This is a genomic window from Nonomuraea sp. CX421 (assembly GCF_059358955.1).
The window spans coordinates 557,024-572,792 of record NZ_JCADBK010000001.1; the positions used below are offsets into that span (position 1 = coordinate 557,024).

The window sequence follows — 15,769 nt, forward strand, 5'->3', positions numbered from 1 at the left end:
GAAAGTGGCATGTAGCAACAACTTACGCTGACTGTTTTCGGTCTGGTCGGGGGCTCCCAGAGGGGCACAATGTCAGGTCCGTACCGCCTGCCCTACCGCTGCTCCTCCCGGGGCGAGGCGCCGCCGTCGGCGCCGTACACCTTGTCGTGCTGTTGCCGTGGTGAGCAGACAGAGGCCGAAGGACAGGCGCAGCGCCGTCCCCCGTCGTCCAGACGGACGGTGACCGTGTCGGCGGGCACGTTGTGCCCGACCACGCTTCCATCTCCTTGAGGCGTGCTCACGCGGCTTCCCGTGCGAGGCATCCTGTTGCGCGTCTCGACATAGAGCGGATGCTCGTACTTCAGGCAGCACATGAGCCGCCCGCAGGCGCCCGCGATGCGCAGTGGGTTGACCGGAAGGTCCTGGTCCTTGGCCATGCGGACCGAGACGGGCTCGAAATCCTTGAGGAACGTCGCGCAGCACAGGTCACGGCCGCACGGCCCGATGCCGCCCTGGAGCCGCGCCTCGTCGCGCGGGCCGATCTGCCGCAGCTCGACCCTGGCCCGGAGATTGCGGGCCAGATCACGTACGAGGGCGCGGAAGTCGACGCGATGCGGGGCCGAGAAGTAGACCGTGTAGACGTTGTCACTGTCGAGATAGTCGACGCCCACCACCTTCATGGGCAGTGTGTGCCGCTTGATCAGGCGTTTTGACACGCTCCGGGCCTCGGCTCGGCGGCGTTTGTTGGTCTCGTCGCGCGAGAGATGTTCGTCGGCCGCGATGCCCTCGCAGACCGGCAGCCCGTCGATGTCCTCGCTCGTATATTGCGGCGCCCACACGCACTCGGCCACCTCTGGCCCGGAGTCCGTCGGCACCAGCACCTTGTCGCCGACCTTGGGGCTGTGCCCGCCCGGGTCGAGGTAGTAAAGCCTTCCATAACGGGTGAAGCTCACGGCCATGATCATTCCCATGGGCTCGTGCTCGCCTCCTGACGGCCTCGGGGGTTCTTACGGCCTTCGGTTGCCACAGTACGTCTGCGGACGCGCGTCGCGTGAGTGCCCCATGACGATCTCGTGCCACACATTTTCCGCGACGGCGCCGGGATGCCGTATCGAAGCTGAGCGTCGACCCGGAACTCCTCACACCTGCTGTCTACTCCGTCCATACGGCCCGGCTTGTCGATGACGTCGCACGGAGACCTTCCCCTTACCCGTTTAAACGATTATCGTCGATTAACGATGAATGAGGGCGATAGACCTCTGGCACGTGCCGAGGCGGAAGAGTACGCGAGCTGGTTCAAGGCGCTCGCCGACGCCACCCGCATCCAGATCGTCTCCCTGCTGGCCAGGCGGCGAGAGCCGATGAGCGTGGGTGAGATCGTCGCGGCCTCCGGAGTGGGGCAGTCCACGGTCTCCCACCATCTGAAGATCCTTGCGGAGGTGCGGTTCGTGCTGGTCACGCGTCACGGCACCTCCAGCCTCTACCGGATCAACGAGAACTGCGTGAGCTGCTTCCCCACAGCGGCCGATGTCGTGATGGGCAACCCCGTGCCGGCAACCCCGGTGTGCGAATGAGGAGAGATCTCTGATGGCTGATGACGACGTGGTCGAGCGCTATTCGGGCCTGGCCCGGGCGGCACTGCTCGGCCGGGTGATCGCCGACGGCGGCGCGGCGGAGTTCGAGCGGGGTTGTCTCGGTACGGCCGGCTACGACGACACCAGTGGTCTGCCCGCCGGGGCGCTGAAGGCGAGTCTGGGCTGCGGCGATCCGGTGGCGGTCGCCGGGTTGCGCGACGGCCAGACGGTGCTGGACCTGGGCAGCGGCGGTGGCCTCGACGTGCTGCTGTCGGCGCGCCGGGTCGGCCCGCACGGCAAGGTCTACGGCCTGGACGCCAGCGCGGACATGATCGCTCTGGCTCGTGCCCACGCCGCCGAGGCCGGGGCGGCCAACGTGGAGTTCCTGCACGGCGACATCGAGGCGATTCCGCTGCCCGATCACGCGGTGGACGCCGTGATCTCCAACTGCGTGATCAACCTGTCCGACGACAAGGCCGCCGTGCTGGCCGAGGCGTTCCGGGTGCTGCGGCCGGGCGGCCTGTTCGGGGTCAGCGACATCGTCACCGACGGTTCGGCCGATCCGGCACGACGGACTGCCGCAGAGCAGCGGGTCGGCTGCGTTGCAGGTTCGCTGGAGGCCGAGGAATACCGGGCGCTGCTGCGGCGGGCGGGCTTCGTCGGCATCACCGTACGGCTGACGGCCGCTCACGGCGACGGCGTCCACTCGGCCATCGTGCGGGCGAGCAAGCCCGCCATCGGGCCGGGGCTGGAGATCCGGCCGATGCGTGACGCGGACGCGGCGCAGGTGCTGGAGATCTATCAGGCGGGCCTGGACAGCGGCCAGGCCAGTTTCGAGACCACCGCACCCGACTGGGAAGGCTTCACCTCGGGCAAGCTACCGCACCTGCGCTATGTCGCCGTCGACACCGACAGCGGTGAGGTTCTCGGCTGGGTCGCCGCCTCAGCGGTCTCCTCGCGCCCGGTCTACGCCGGCGTGGTGGAGCACAGCGTCTACGTCCACCCCGGCTGCCAGGCCCACGGCATCGGCCGCTCCCTGCTCGGCGCGTTCATCGCCGCAGCCGAGGACGCCGGCGTCTGGACCGTCCAGGCCGGGATCTTCCCCGAGAACACCGCCAGCCTGACCCTGCACCAGACGCTCGGCTTCCGGGTGGTCGGCACCCGCGAACGCCTCGGCCGCCATCACGGCCGCTGGCGGGACGTGGTGCTGCTGGAGCGCCGAAGCGCCCCCGCTGCCCGCGCCGCCCCCCGCCGTTCAGGTGTTGACGAACTCCACCTCGACCGGCGCACCTGAGGCAGGAGCTGGATCGGCCAGCGGAGCGAACAGCGCGCCGAGCCGGTTCACCGTCTCCGGGACGATCCGGTAGTAGACCCAGGTGCCGCGCCGCTCGCCGTCGATCAGGCCCGCCGTGCGCAGGATCTTCAGGTGGTGGGAGATCGTGGGGGCGGTCAGGTCGAAGGCGCCGGTCAGATCGCAGACGCAGGCCTCGCCGCCCGCATGGGAGCCGATCATCGACAGCAGGCGCAGCCGTACGGGGTCAGCGACCGCCTTGAGCAGCACCGCGAGCTCGGCCGCCTCATGCTCGGCGAGGGGCTCGCGGGCGATCGGCGCGCAGCACTGGATCGTGACGGTGGTCATGACGACAACCCCCTACTTCGACAATTGTCGAAATTATAGGCGATGGCAGGCGAGCAGAGCCAACGCTCCAAGGGCGGTCGACCAGCGCCCGGCCCTCGCCCTCGGAGTCCTTCCTCAGCTCAGCCGCAGCAGCCGCCGCCGTCGGAGGCGGAGACGGTGGCCAGGGGGAGCGGGGTCGCCAGCAGGCCGCCGCTGATCCCGGTGGCCAGGCCGATGCGCTGTTCCTGGGCTTCGGCGAGGTTGGAGGAGCAGACGCCGGTCTCGGGCAGGTCGAGCCGAACGTCGCGAGCGGCCTCCCAGTCTCCGGCGATGGCGGCGACGACCGAGCGCACCTGCTCGTAGCCGGTGGCCATGAGGAACGTGGGGGCACGGCCGTAGCTCTTGACGCCGACGGCGTAGTAGCCCGGCTCGGGGTGGGCAAGCTCGTCGACTCCGTGAGCGGGCACGGTGCCGCAGGAGTGCTGGTTCGGGTCGATCAGGGGCGCCAGCGCTCGGGTGGAGCCGAGGACCGGGTCCAGGTCCAGTCGCAGCTCGCTCGCCATGGAGTGGTCGGGCCGGTAGCCGGTCGCCGACACGATCTGGTCGACGGTGACCGTCTGCTCGTGTCCGGACGCATCGCGGCTGATCACCTCGACGCCGTCGCCGTTCCGCCGAACGGTGTGGGTGAAGAAGCCGGTCAGCAGCCGGATGCGACCGGACTCGACGTGCGCGCGCAGCCGGGTGCCGAGCGCGCCGCGGGCCGGCAGGGCGTCGGCGTCGCCGCCACCATAGGTACGGCCGGCGCTGCCCGCCCGGATCGCCCAGGTGATCCGCGTGTCCTCCAGCTGGGCCAGGGCCAGCAGCGTGGTGGCCGCGGAGTGACCTGCGCCGACCACCAGGGTGCGCCTGCCCGCGTACCGGTCGCGGTCGGCGCCGAGCACGTCGGGCAGAGCATGGTCGACGTCGACCCCGGGCTCCCCGTGGGCGGGCAGGCCGCTGGCCCCCAGGACGTTGGGCGTGGTGTAGGTGCCGGAGGCGTCCACGATCGCTCTGGCGTGAAGCTCCTCGCCCGAGTCCAGGCGGATCAGGAAGGGCGCGTCCTCGCGACCGTTGGTGCGAACGCGGTCGTAGCCGAGACGGCTGATCGCGGCGACCTTACTGCCGAGCCGTACCTTGTCTCCGAAGAGTTTGGCCAGCGGGGCGAGGTAGTAATCGATGAGCTCGGCGCCGGTGGGCAACCAGTCGGCGTCGGGCGCCGTCCAGCCGTCGGCCTCCAGCAGGCGGCGGGCGGCGGTGTCGATGTTGTACTTCCACGGACTGAACACCCGCACATGCCCCCACTGCGCCACCGACGCGCCGACCTGGTGCCCGGCTTCCAGCAGGAGGAAGTCGAGGCCGCGTTCGGTCAGGTGCGCGGCGGCGGCCAGGCCGACCGGCCCGGCGCCGATCACGACGACCGGCAGCGCGCTGGTGTCACCTGTGCTCACCAGCTGGTCAAGCTCAAGGGAGGTGGTGGTGCCGCAGCATCCGTCGCTCATGATGGCGTCTCCTGGATCGGTGAGGTCTTGGCGGTCAGAGGTAGGGCACGGCGGTCGCCACACCCCTCATCGAAGGTGGCGTGCCGTGATCGGCAGACCCTCTTGAATAGAAGCTTGTCTAAGTAGCCATCATCATGACCTCTGCTTAGAAGCGTGTCAAATTAGCTGGCTGTCGAATCAAGGCCCAAGGCGGTTGGGCGTCACGCCGGACGGCCGCCGTGGGTCGTGGTCTCGGTCACCTCCCGCTCGCTCACCGACTTCGAGGCCGAGCAGCGCGCCGACCGGGCGATGGCCACCCTGGTGGACCACGCCCTGTGCGGCACCGGTTGACGCGAGCGGTGCGTGGACGGCGTCAGGGACTGCGCAGGGACAGCATCATCGCCTCGACGGCGATCTGGGGATTGACGTTGGCGTCGAGGCGTTCGCGGCACAGCATGATGGCGTCGATGCGCCGCAGCGTCTCCTCAGGGGTGGACCCCTTGGCCAACTGGTCGAGCTCGAACCGCAGGTCGTCGTTGGCCAGCTCCACCTGGGCGCCGAGCTGCATCACCACCACGTCGCGGTAGAACGACACCAGCTCCAGCAGCGCCGCGTCGAGCGAGTCGCGCTTGATCCGGGTGGCGCGGGACTTCTGCCGGTCCTCGAGCTCCTTGAGCGCCCCCGCGCCACCGCGAACCAGGCCGCGGTTGAGCCCCTTGCCCGTGGAGCCCTCGCCGTAGAGCTTGCGCAGGTCGGACGTCTCGGACTCGTTGAGCGCGGCCGTCGCCGCGGCGGCCTCCTCCTCGGCCGTCTTGACCAGGCGTTCGGCGGCCGACACGCACTCGCCCACCCCGGTCAGCGACCTGGGGATGCTCAGGACGGCCTCGCGCCGACGGCGGACGTCCTCGTCGAGGGCCAGCGCCCTGGCTCGGCTGATGTGGCCCTGAGCGGCACGGGCGGCGAAGCGGGCGGTCTCCCAGGGCACGCTGTCGCGGGTGGCCAGCACGTGGGCGACCGCCTCGGTCGTCGGTGTGGCCAGGGTGACCAGGCGGCTGCGGGACCGGATGGTGATCATCAGGTCGTCGGGGGCCGGGGCGCACAACAGCCAGACCGTGCGCGGAGGCGGCTCCTCGATGGCCTTGAGCAGGGCGTTGGCGGCGGACTCGGTGGCCCGGTCGGCCGCCTCGAACAGGATGACGCGCCAGCGGCCCTGCGTCGGCGCGCCGGCCGCCCTGAGGATGAGCTCGCGGGTCTGCTTGACGCTGTAGGACAGGCCGGCGGGACGTACGGTCTCAAGGTCGGGATGTGAGCCGATCAGCACCTGGTGGCACTGGTCGCAGTGGCCGCAGCCGCGGTCGGGACACATCAGGGCCGCCGCGAAGGCGCGAGCCGCCTCCTCACGCCCCGAACCGGGCGGGCCGGTGAACAGCCACGCGTGCGTCATGCCGGCCCCACGGCCGCCGCCGATGACCTCGTCCGCCGCCGCCGCGGCCCGCGACAGCGCGGCTACGGCCTGGTCCTGCCCGACGAGGTCATCGAAAACCGTCACGGACACAGGCTAGTCGCGGATGGCCGGCATCGTGCCCGTGGCGTCTTCGGACTCGTAGGGCACCGGGTCGGGCAGAATCTCCCGCACCCGGTCCTGGATGGCGCGGCTGAGCTGGTCGGACGGCAGGGTGCCGTCGACGACCACGTAGCGGTCGGGGGCGGCCGCCGCCAGCGCGCGGAACTCCTTGCGCACCCGCTCGTGGAACGCCAGCGGCTCGGCCTCGATCCGGTCGGCGGCCCCGCCCAGCCGGGTCAGCCCGATCTCCGGCGGGGTGTCGATCAGTACGGTCAGGTGCGGCACCAGCCCGCCGGTGGCCCAGGCGTTGACCTTGGACACGTCTTCGGGATCGAGCTCCCGCCCGGCCCCCTGGTAGGCCAGCGAGGAGTCGACGTAGCGGTCGGTGACCACGATCGCGCCCCGCTGGAGGGCCGGCCGGATGACCTTCTCGACGTGCTCGGCCCGGTCAGCGGCGTACAGCAGCGCCTCCGAGCGCGCCGACAGCCCCTTCTCGGCCGCGTCGAGCAGGATGGCCCGCAGCCGCATGCCGACCTTGGTCGAGCCGGGCTCACGGGTCTGCACCACGTCGTAACCCTGGTCTCGCAGCCAGATCGCGAGCAGCCGTGACTGGGTCGTCTTGCCCGACCCCTCACCACCCTCGAACGCGACGAACAACCCGGGCATCCGCTCGGCCGACTCAGGCTGGAACCGCTCACCCCGCACCGCCGCGAGCAGGTCCTCGGAGAGTGAGACGCCCTTGCGGTCGTCCATGTGGCGGAGCGCCAGGATGCCCACGGCCACCGCCAGCACCCCACCTACCAGCAGCACCAGGTTGGAGCCGTCGAACTGGTACGTCAGGTCGCCCAGCGTGAAAACGTGGGCGCCGACGAGCGCGGCCAGCGGGTTGGCGGCGGCGACCACGAGCAGCAGCGTCACCCGCGCCGTGGACTGGAGGAAGGAGAACGTGCGCCCGCGCATCGCGTCTTCGACCTCAAGGCCGATCAGCGTGTAACCGATGATCCAGGCGATGCCCGCGCACGCCCCCAGCAGCACGGTCAGCATGACCACGATCGCCAGGTTGTGCACCACGGCGATCGCGGCCAGGACCAGACCGGCCAGGGTGATGGCGAGCCCGAACAGCCGCCGCCGCGACAGCTCCCGCAGGAACCGGAGCCCGAAGAACATGCCGAGCGCCATGCCGACGAAGACCGCGCCGAACACGACACCGTAGGCCGCGTCGCCGCCGCCGAGCGCCTCCACGTAGATCTTGGCGACGCCCACGACCGCGCCGCCCGCCGCGAACGCGCCCAGCATGCCGATGATCAGCCCGCGCACCAGGCGGTTGCCGCCGACGAACCGCCACCCGTCCACGATCTGCCTGAGCACCGACGGGGTGGAGATCGCTCCGTCGCGCCGCGGGATGTCGCGCAGGGTGAAGATGAGCGCCGCCGACACCAGGTAGGCGACGGCGTTGAGGATCAGCGCCGGCGCGGTCGGGTCCATGCCCGACAGGAACGGCACGAGGTTGCGCATCAGGTCGGCCGCCACGGACAGCACCGCGAACAACAGGGCCGCGATCGGCGCGCTGCCATAGGTGACCAGCAGGTTGAGCTGGTTGGCCGACTCGAGCTGATCCTTGGGCACCAGGTTGGGCACCGTGGCGTCCTTCGCCGGGACCCAGAACAGGTTGACGCACTCGACGAGGACCGTCGCGATGATGATCCACTGGTAGCTGCCGACCAGCGGGATCGACAGCACGACCGCGAAACGCGACAGGTCGGCGGCGACCATGGTCACCCGCCGGTCGAACCGGTCGGCGAACGCGCCCGCGAGCGGGCCGAGCAGGACGGCCGGCAGCATCTTGGCGATGAACACGCCGCCGATGGCCAGCGACTGGGTGCGGTAGTCGCCCTTCGTCAGGTTTCCGGCGAGGGCGGTCAGAGCGAGGATGTTGAGCCAGTCACCCAGGCTGCACACCGACATAGCCGTCCACAACCGGCGGAACGGAGCGTTGGCCAGCACATGGATGGTTCGGCGTCGGCCAGGGGCGGTCATGATGTCAGCGTATCCAGGTGCTCGCCGGAACTTGGAAGACTAGCGAAAAGCCGGAAATGCCCCGGCTGTTCGCCGCTGAGAGTATTACGTCGGCAGGCGGTCGCGCAGGTGACCCACCCTGAATAGGCCCCCGAAAAGACCATGGATGAAACCTCCCGTCCCGCTCGTAGCTCTCCACACTCGTCGCACGGGCTCCGCGGGCCTGCCCGACGCTCTTTCGCACACGAGCGCGGACTCCGCGGGCCTCCTTGATGCTCCCTACCCACAAGTGCGGGCTCCGCGGGCCTCCTCGACCAGCGGCAGCCAGCCCGATCGGACGGCGGCGGGCAGGACCAGATCGTCCCAGAGCTCGACGAGCAACACCCCGTCGACATGGTCGAGCAACTGCTCTGGGTCACCTTCCCTGAGCAGCACCGTGTAGGCCTCGCGACGCTGGTCACGGTCGGCCAGGTCGTAGGCGGTGCCGTGCAGCCACACGTCGCCCAGCGCCTGGGCCGCCGCTAACCGCGGGAGCCTGCTGGGCACGAAGAACCGGCGGCCGTCGGCGACGCCGGCGGTGAACTTGATCTTCGGCTCCAGCACCAGCCGGAACCCGGCCGCGTCGAGGATGCGCCCCGCCGTCTCCAAGGTGGGCGACTTTCTGCCGTGCTCGTAGGCCGACAGCGTCGTCCTCGACGTGCCACTGACACTGGCCAGGGCCGACTGCTTCATGCTCGCCGCATGACGGGCCTGCTTCAGCAGCAGCCCGCCTCGCTCCGCCCAGAACGTGACATCGGGGACCGGCGAAGAGATCATCATCACCACCTCCGGACAGCGTATCCAGTTGGATACTACCACCCGCGCAGGGCCGGCGTGACGGGCAGATCACGTAAAGTAATCGACCAACCTGTCACCGCGCGTGAGGTCGCGCACGGAATGTCACCGCAGCTCGACCAGCGTGATCTCCGGCGGCGCGCCCACCCGGACCGGCGGTCCCCAGAACCCGGCACCACGCGTGACATAGACCTGCACCCCGTCGACCGTGGACAGCCCTGACACGGCCGGCTGCTGCAATGGCACCACCAGATTGAACGGCACCATCTGCCCGCCGTGTGTGTGACCCGACAGTTGCAGATCGACCTTGTGCCGGGCGGCCTCCTCGACCTGGATCGGCTGGTGCGCCAACAGGACCGTGGACCGCGTGGTGTCGCGACCGCCGAGCGCCCGGTCGAAGTCGGGCCCGTCGTCCATGGTCGCGCCCGTGACGTCGTTGACCCCGGCCAGGTCGAGCACTCCGCCCTGGTGACGGATCTCCACGCGTTCGTTGCGGAGTGACCGCACCCCCAGCGACTGAAGCTCGTCGATCCACTCCGTCGGACCGTTGGCCGTGTAGTACTCGTGATTGCCCGTGACGAAATAGGACCCGTAACTCGCCTCCAGGTCGGCGAACGGCCTGGCCAGAGCTCCCAGCTCGGCCACCGTTCCGTCGACCAGGTCGCCGACGATCGTCACCACGTCGGGCCGCAGAGAATTGATCATCCGGACGATGCGTTCGGCGTGCGCCCTGCCCGTCAACGGACCCAGGTGAATGTCGCTGACCACGGCGAACCGCAGGCCGCCGAGCCTGGGATCGAGGTTGGGCAGCACGACCTTGACCGGCTCGATCACCGGGTCGCCGAGCGCGGTGCGGATGCCGTAGCCGACCGTGCCGAGCGCGCTGACGCCCGCGATGGCGGCGGTGGTCCGGCCGAGAAACAACCGCCTGCTCATCGCCTCACCGACCGGCCCTCCTCCGGCAGGGACGCCCTGACCGTCCGACGCCCCTCCGACGGGGGCGTCCTGACCGTCCGACGCCACCGGAGAGCCGTCGCGTGCGACCTCCCCAGCGGAACCGGACACCACAGGCGGACCCGGGACAGTCGAACGTGCGGCGACAGGGACCGCGACCGGCGGCTCGGACGCCTTCGCACGCGGGGACCGGCGAATGAACAGCCACGCCACAGCCCGCGGGATCTCCAGCACGACGAGGTAGACCAGCAGGTAGAACATGATCGCCAGCCAGAGGTAGCCCGGCCAGGCCAGCCAGTGCCCCCACTCGGAGCGCGTGCCCGCGAAGGTCACGGGCACCAGCGCCCCCAAACCCACGAGCCCCCAGGTCAACGCCCTGCGCGCCCTCCCGCGCCGGGTGGTGGAGCGCACCAGCCGATGCCACAGGTATACGTGCACGGCGATGACCACCGTGATGACCATGCCTACGAAGCCGACAATCACGTCGTCATGCTACGAGCAGAGCCACACCGGCGGGCGCTCACGCCTGAGAGGGCTCTCAGGACTTGGCCGCGGGCTTCTTCTTGGCGGGCGCCTTCTTCGCCGGAGCCTTCCGAGCCGCCGCCTTCTTGGGCGCGGGCGCCCGGTCACGTCGCTCGGCCAGCAGCTCGGCCGCCCGCTCGATGGTGATCTCCTCGACCGAATCGCCCTTGCGGAGCGAGGCGTTGGTCTCGCCGTCGGTGACGTAGGGGCCGAATCGGCCTTCCTTCACCACGACGGGCTTCTTGGAGTTGGGGTCGTCGCCCAGCTCGCGCAGCGGCGCGGCGGCCGCGGCCCGGCCCCTGCCCCGCTGCTTGGGCTGCGCGAACAGCTCCTTGGCCTGATCGAGCGTGACCGTGAACAGGTCTTCCTCCGACGCCAGCGACCGGGAGTCGGTGCCCTTCTTCAGGTAGGGCCCGAACTTGCCGTTGTGCGCGACGACCTGCTCGCCGTCGAGCTCGCCCACGACCCTCGGGATCTCCAGCAGCTTGAGCGCGTCGTCGAGCGTCACCGTGTCGAGCGACATGGTCTTGAACAGCGAGCTCGTACGCGGCTTGGCCACGTCGGCCTTCTTGGTCCGCTTCTTCGGGGTCTCCTCCTCCTGCACGGGAAGGATCTCCGTGACGTACGGCCCGAACCGCCCGTCCTTGGCCACGATCGTGTTGCCGGTCACCGGGTCCTTGCCCAGCTCACGGTCGCCCGTCGGCCGCGAGAACAGCTCCTCCGCCTTCTCGGCGGTCAGCTCGTCGGGCGTCATGTCCTCGGGCACGTTGACCCGGGTGCCGTCGCGGTCAAGGTAGGGGCCGTAGCGCCCGACCCGGATGACGATGTCGGTGCCCCTGATCGGGAAGGAACTGATCTCCTTGGCGTCGATGTCACCGAGGTCGGTGACCATCTCCTTCAGGCCCTCGTCGCCGTCTTCGCCGTAGTAGAAGCGCTGCAGCTCGGGCACCCGCTCGGCCCGGTCGTTGGCGATGTCGTCGAGCACCTTCTCCATCTCGGCGGTGAAGTCGTAGTCGACCAGGTTGCCGAAATGCCGCTCCAGCAGGTTGACCACGGCGAACGCCAGGAAGGACGGCACCAGCGCGGTGCCCTTCTTGAACACGTAACCCCGGTCGAGGATCGTGCCGATGATCGAGGCGTACGTCGAGGGACGCCCGATCTCGCGATCCTCCAGCTCCTTGACCAGCGACGCCTCGGTGTAGCGGGCCGGCGGCTTGGTCGAGTGGCCGGCCACGTCGAGCCGCGTGACGCTGAGCGCGTCGCCCTCGGCCAGGTTGGGCAGCCGCTTCTCGGAGTCGTCGCGATCGGTCGACGGGTCGTCCGCGCCTTCGACGTAGGCCTTCAGGAAGCCGTAGAACGTGATCGTCCGGCCCGAGGCGCTGAACTCGACCTCCTCGCCCGAGGAGGACCGGCCACCCACCTTGACCGTGACCGACTCGCCGACCGCGTCCTTCATCTGGGACGACACGGTGCGCTGCCAGATCAGCTCGTACAGCCGGAATTTGTCACCGCTCAGCCTGGTCTCGCCCGGCGTGCGGAACTCCTCGCCGGACGGCCGGATCGCCTCGTGCGCCTCCTGCGCGCTCTTCACCTTGCTGGTGTAGACGCGCGGCTTGTCCGGAACGTACGCCTGGCCGTACAGCTTGATCGCCTGGGAGCGCGCGGCCGCGATCGCGGTCTCCGACAGCGTGATGCTGTCGGTGCGCATGTAGGTGATGAAGCCTTCCTCATAGAGGCGCTGCGCGACCTGCATCGTGTACTTGGCGGAGAAGCCCAGCTTGCGGCTGGCCTCCTGCTGCAGAGTGGTCGTCCGGAACGGGGCGTAGGGCTTGCGGGTGTACGGCTTGCGCTCGACGGACTTGACCGCGAACGACGAGCCCTGGAGCCGGCCGGCCAGCTCACCGGCGGCGGCCTCCGACAGGTGCAGGACGTCATTGGTCTTGAGCTGCCCGGTGCTGGCGAAGTCGCGGCCCTGCGCCACGCGCCTGCCATCGACGTTGGTCAGCGTCGCGCTGAAGTCGCGTGGCCGTTCCTCGGCCTTGCCCGTGTCGAACAGCGCCTGCAGGTCCCAGTAGTGGGCCGACGTGAACGCCAGGCGCTCGCGCTCGCGCTCCACGACCAGGCGCGTCGCCACCGACTGGACCCGGCCTGCGGACAGGCGGGGCTTGACCTTCTTCCACAGGACCGGGCTGACCTCGTAGCCGTAGAGCCGGTCGAGGATGCGCCTGGTCTCCTGGGCGTCGACGAGGCGCAGGTTGAGGTCGCGGGGGTTGGCGACCGCGTCGCGGATCGCCTGCGGGGTGATCTCGTGGAACACCATGCGGTGCACCGGCACCTTGGGCTTGAGCACCTCGCGCAGGTGCCACGCGATGGCCTCGCCCTCGCGGTCCTCGTCAGTGGCCAGGTAGAGTTCGTCCGCATCCTTCAGCAGCTGCTTCAGCTTGCTGACCTGCGCCCTCTTGTCAGGGTTGACGACATACAGCGGCTCAAATTCATGATCGACATTGACGCCCAGACGTGCCCACGCCTCCCCCTTGTACTTCTCGGGGATGTCGTCGGCCTTCTCCGGCAAGTCACGGATGTGGCCGATGCTCGATTCGACGACGTAGCCGCTACCGAGGTACTGCTCGATCGTCTTCGCCTTGGCCGGCGACTCGACTATCACCAGGCGGGTTCCGCCGACGCTGCCGTTGTTGGCTGGCACGCTGCTTCCTACCTCGCTGTTCGCTAACAATTCCCCCTGCCGGGACCCGGCACAGATCTGAAAGGTAACCCGTCTCGCGGATTTTTCCTTCCCCCGGGGCTACCCACTAGCTTCCGGGTCCACCCACCAGCACGCAGAATAAGGCTCACTGAGCGGCATCGCGCCCTGACTCACCCTGGAGACTAATCGCTGTGCTCGACTACTCCTACATGGATATCTACATTCCGCGCGACCTGTCCCGTGAAGCCGCACGTCAACTGCTGACCGAACACGCGGAGTACGGCCACTGGGAGCTCGCGCGGGTGCGGCTGCATCCGGACGGAAGTCGTCATGTGCGGCTCCGCCGCAAGATCATGCGGGTGCGGCGCACCCTCTGACCATCGCCATGCTTTGCCCACCAAGTATGGACATGGCTTTGCCCGTCCCGGGGCCGCGCCCCCCGGAACGGGCAAAGCGTCACGTGGGCCGGCAGCTCACAGGGTGCCGGCCGGGGACCCTACTTCCGGCCGAGACGGAACCGGCGGGTCGCCGCGAACAGCGTGGCCGAGGCGGCGAACATCCCGCCCAGGACCAGCGCCAACAGCGAACCGTTGTTCATGCCGGTGACGCCGATGGGCTGGGCGGCGCTCATCAGCCCGATGGGCAGGGCCCCCGCGGCCGACGTCACCGCGCCCCCCACCGGGGTCGAGGAGACCAGCGAGGTCGCCGGGCTGACCGCGGACAGCGGCCCGGACGGGCCCGCGACGCTGGACGCGGCGGCCGTGGCGCGCTTGGCCGGCTTACCCGGAGTGGCGGGCTGGCTCGGCGTTGTGGGCTGGGCCGGCAGGCCGGGGAGACCGGGCAGGGCGGGGAGCCCGAACGACTGGGACACGTCACCGACGACCGGCAGGGCCGGCAGGCCACCGCGCATCGACTGCGTGACGTTGCCCGCGTCCTGCAGACCGCTCAGGGCCGGGACGACCGGCAGCGCGGACATGCCGCCCTTGGTCTGGGCGACCTTGCCGCTCATCTGGGTGTAGCGGTCGAAACGGTCGTGCCCGTGGTCGACCGGCCGGCCGACGCGGGCCCCGCCGAGGCATCCGGCGGCGGCGTCACCGAGGACCGCCACGGCGTTGCCGCAGACGTTGATCGGCGCGGTGATCGGCGCGACCACCTGGTTGCCCGCCAGCACACCCGACCGGCCCGACGTGGTGTTGCCACCGGCGCCCGAGCCCTGCTGGGGCGAGACGCTGGCCCCGCCCTTGCAGTGGGCCTCGGCCAGGCCGAGCGCGGCGACCGCGTTGCCGCAGGCGTTGATCGGCGCGGTGATCGGGGCCACGACCTGGTTGCCCGCCAGCACGCCCGACCGGCCCGACGTGGTGTTGCCACCGGCGCCCCGGCCGCCGTTCTGCACGGAAGCGCCGCCCCGGCATCCGGCGAACGCCTCTCCGAACGCGGCCACGGCGTTGCCGCAGACGTTGATCGGCGCGGTGATCGGCGCGACGACCTGGTTGCCCGCCAGCACACCCGACCGGCCCGAGGTGGTGTTGCCACCGGCGCCAGAGCCGCCGCCGCGGTTGTCGACGGACGTGCCGCCCTTGCAGCCGGCTTCGGCGTTGCCCACGGAGTTGCCACAGGCGGTGATGGGCAGGCTGATCGGGGCGACGACCTGGTTGCCGCTGCCTGCGCCGAACCGCCCGTCGGTGTCGTTGCCGCGGGAGCCGGGGCGGCCGTGGCCACCGTGGTAGCCGTGGCCGGGCTTGCGGCCGCCGTTGGTGACGGACGAGCCGCCCTTGCAGCCGGAGAACGCCTCGCCGAACGCCGCGACCGAGTTGCCGCAGACGTTGATCGGAGCGCTGATCGGCGCGATGACCTGGTTGCCGCCGAGCACGGAGCTGCGGCCGGAGGTGGTGTTGCCCCCGGCGCCGACACCGGTGTTCTTCACCGAGGCGCCGCCCTTGCAGCCGGCGGTCGCCTCGCCGAAGATCGCCACCGCGTTGCCGCAGGCGTTGATCGGAGCGCTGATGGGTGCGGTGACCTGGTTGCCGCCGAGGATGCTGTGGTCACCGGAGGTCCGGTTGCCTCCCGCGCCGCCCTTGCCGGAGTTGGTGACCGAGGCGCCGCCCTTGCAGCCCGCGTCGGAGCTGCCGAAGATCGCCACCGCGTTGCCGCAGGCGTTGACCGGAGCGCTGATCGGCGCGTTGACCTGGTTGCCGCCGAGGATGCTGTGGTCACCGGAGGTCTTGTTGGGGATGCCGCCCTTGCCGGTGTTGGTCACCGTCGCGCCGCCCTCGGAGGACGCGTTGGACTCGCCGGCCACGCCGACGGCGTTGCCGCTGATGTCGATCGGCAGCGAGATCGGCAGGTTGACCTGGTTGCCGCCGCCGATGGAGTTGTCGCCGGACGTGTCAGCGAGCGCGGTGCCGCTGAATGACATGACCGCGACCGCCAGCAGGGCGGCGGGAGTGGAAGCCTTGGCCCACGTACGCATAATGGATGCTCCTGTGT

Annotated in this window: 12 protein-coding genes; 3 read left to right on the top strand and 9 right to left on the bottom strand. The window is 69.9% G+C overall.

What is annotated here, in order from left to right; genetic code table 11:
* Positions 1–92 precede the first annotated feature (92 nt).
* A complete protein-coding gene (locus AC5L3X_RS02600) occupies positions 93–938 on the bottom strand; it encodes a PSP1 domain-containing protein (RefSeq protein WP_494854960.1) in 846 nt (281 codons plus the stop codon).
* A 279-nt stretch (positions 939–1,217) separates the two neighbouring features.
* Here AC5L3X_RS02600 and AC5L3X_RS02605 point away from each other — a divergent pair, with 279 nt between their 5' ends.
* A complete protein-coding gene (locus AC5L3X_RS02605; RefSeq protein ID WP_494854804.1) occupies positions 1,218–1,553 on the top strand; it encodes an ArsR/SmtB family transcription factor in 336 nt (111 codons plus the stop codon).
* Positions 1,554–1,566: 13 nt separating this feature from the next.
* Positions 1,567–2,847: a GNAT family N-acetyltransferase gene (locus AC5L3X_RS02610; RefSeq protein WP_494854806.1), complete on the top strand. Its 1,281-nt coding sequence runs from the start codon at positions 1,567–1,569 to the stop codon at positions 2,845–2,847.
* Here the strand turns inward: AC5L3X_RS02610 and AC5L3X_RS02615 are convergent.
* The 7 genes from AC5L3X_RS02615 to topA form a co-directional block, all read right to left on the bottom strand.
* Positions 2,809–3,192: a metalloregulator ArsR/SmtB family transcription factor gene (locus AC5L3X_RS02615; RefSeq protein WP_494854807.1), complete on the bottom strand. Its 384-nt coding sequence runs from the start codon at positions 3,190–3,192 to the stop codon at positions 2,809–2,811. The genes AC5L3X_RS02610 and AC5L3X_RS02615 overlap by 39 nt on opposite strands.
* A gap of 119 nt (positions 3,193–3,311) precedes the next feature.
* Positions 3,312–4,709, bottom strand: coding sequence for an FAD-dependent oxidoreductase (locus AC5L3X_RS02620; protein ID WP_494854809.1), 1,398 nt, complete (start codon positions 4,707–4,709; stop codon positions 3,312–3,314).
* Between the two features lie 352 nt (positions 4,710–5,061).
* Positions 5,062–6,237, bottom strand: coding sequence for a DNA polymerase III subunit delta' (locus AC5L3X_RS02625; protein WP_189122237.1), 1,176 nt, complete (start codon positions 6,235–6,237; stop codon positions 5,062–5,064).
* 9 nt (positions 6,238–6,246) lie between these two features.
* The gene (gene tmk, locus AC5L3X_RS02630) at positions 6,247–8,289 is read right to left on the bottom strand and encodes a dTMP kinase (RefSeq protein WP_189122238.1); all 2,043 of its coding nucleotides are present in this window, start codon (positions 8,287–8,289) and stop codon (positions 6,247–6,249) included.
* A 258-nt stretch (positions 8,290–8,547) separates the two neighbouring features.
* A complete protein-coding gene (locus tag AC5L3X_RS02635) occupies positions 8,548–9,084 on the bottom strand; it encodes a helix-turn-helix transcriptional regulator (protein WP_494854811.1) in 537 nt (178 codons plus the stop codon).
* 123 nt (positions 9,085–9,207) lie between these two features.
* Positions 9,208–10,539: a metallophosphoesterase gene (locus AC5L3X_RS02640; protein ID WP_494854813.1), complete on the bottom strand. Its 1,332-nt coding sequence runs from the start codon at positions 10,537–10,539 to the stop codon at positions 9,208–9,210.
* Positions 10,540–10,594: 55 nt separating this feature from the next.
* The gene (gene topA / locus AC5L3X_RS02645; protein WP_494854814.1) at positions 10,595–13,282 is read right to left on the bottom strand and encodes a type I DNA topoisomerase; all 2,688 of its coding nucleotides are present in this window, start codon (positions 13,280–13,282) and stop codon (positions 10,595–10,597) included.
* Positions 13,283–13,473: 191 nt separating this feature from the next.
* Here topA and AC5L3X_RS02650 point away from each other — a divergent pair, with 191 nt between their 5' ends.
* Positions 13,474–13,659, top strand: coding sequence for a DUF5703 family protein (locus AC5L3X_RS02650; RefSeq protein ID WP_189122240.1), 186 nt, complete (start codon positions 13,474–13,476; stop codon positions 13,657–13,659).
* Positions 13,660–13,778: 119 nt separating this feature from the next.
* Here the strand turns inward: AC5L3X_RS02650 and AC5L3X_RS02655 are convergent, their stop codons facing one another.
* Positions 13,779–15,752: a chaplin family protein gene (locus AC5L3X_RS02655; RefSeq protein ID WP_494854816.1), complete on the bottom strand. Its 1,974-nt coding sequence runs from the start codon at positions 15,750–15,752 to the stop codon at positions 13,779–13,781.
* Positions 15,753–15,769 lie beyond the last annotated feature (17 nt).

Excerpts from the sequence above, each read along its gene's own strand:
- AC5L3X_RS02600 (WP_494854960.1), bottom strand. The coding sequence starts at position 938 with ATGGCCGTGAGCTTCACCCGTTATGGAAGGCTTTACTACCTCGACCCG.
- AC5L3X_RS02605 (WP_494854804.1), top strand. The coding sequence starts at position 1,218 with ATGAATGAGGGCGATAGACCTCTGGCACGTGCCGAGGCGGAAGAGTAC.
- AC5L3X_RS02610 (WP_494854806.1), top strand. The coding sequence starts at position 1,567 with ATGGCTGATGACGACGTGGTCGAGCGCTATTCGGGCCTGGCCCGGGCG.
- AC5L3X_RS02615 (WP_494854807.1), bottom strand. The coding sequence starts at position 3,192 with ATGACCACCGTCACGATCCAGTGCTGCGCGCCGATCGCCCGCGAGCCC.
- AC5L3X_RS02620 (WP_494854809.1), bottom strand. The coding sequence starts at position 4,709 with ATGAGCGACGGATGCTGCGGCACCACCACCTCCCTTGAGCTTGACCAG.
- tmk (WP_189122238.1), bottom strand. The coding sequence starts at position 8,289 with ATGACCGCCCCTGGCCGACGCCGAACCATCCATGTGCTGGCCAACGCT.
- AC5L3X_RS02635 (WP_494854811.1), bottom strand. The coding sequence starts at position 9,084 with ATGATCTCTTCGCCGGTCCCCGATGTCACGTTCTGGGCGGAGCGAGGC.
- AC5L3X_RS02655 (WP_494854816.1), bottom strand. The coding sequence starts at position 15,752 with ATGCGTACGTGGGCCAAGGCTTCCACTCCCGCCGCCCTGCTGGCGGTC.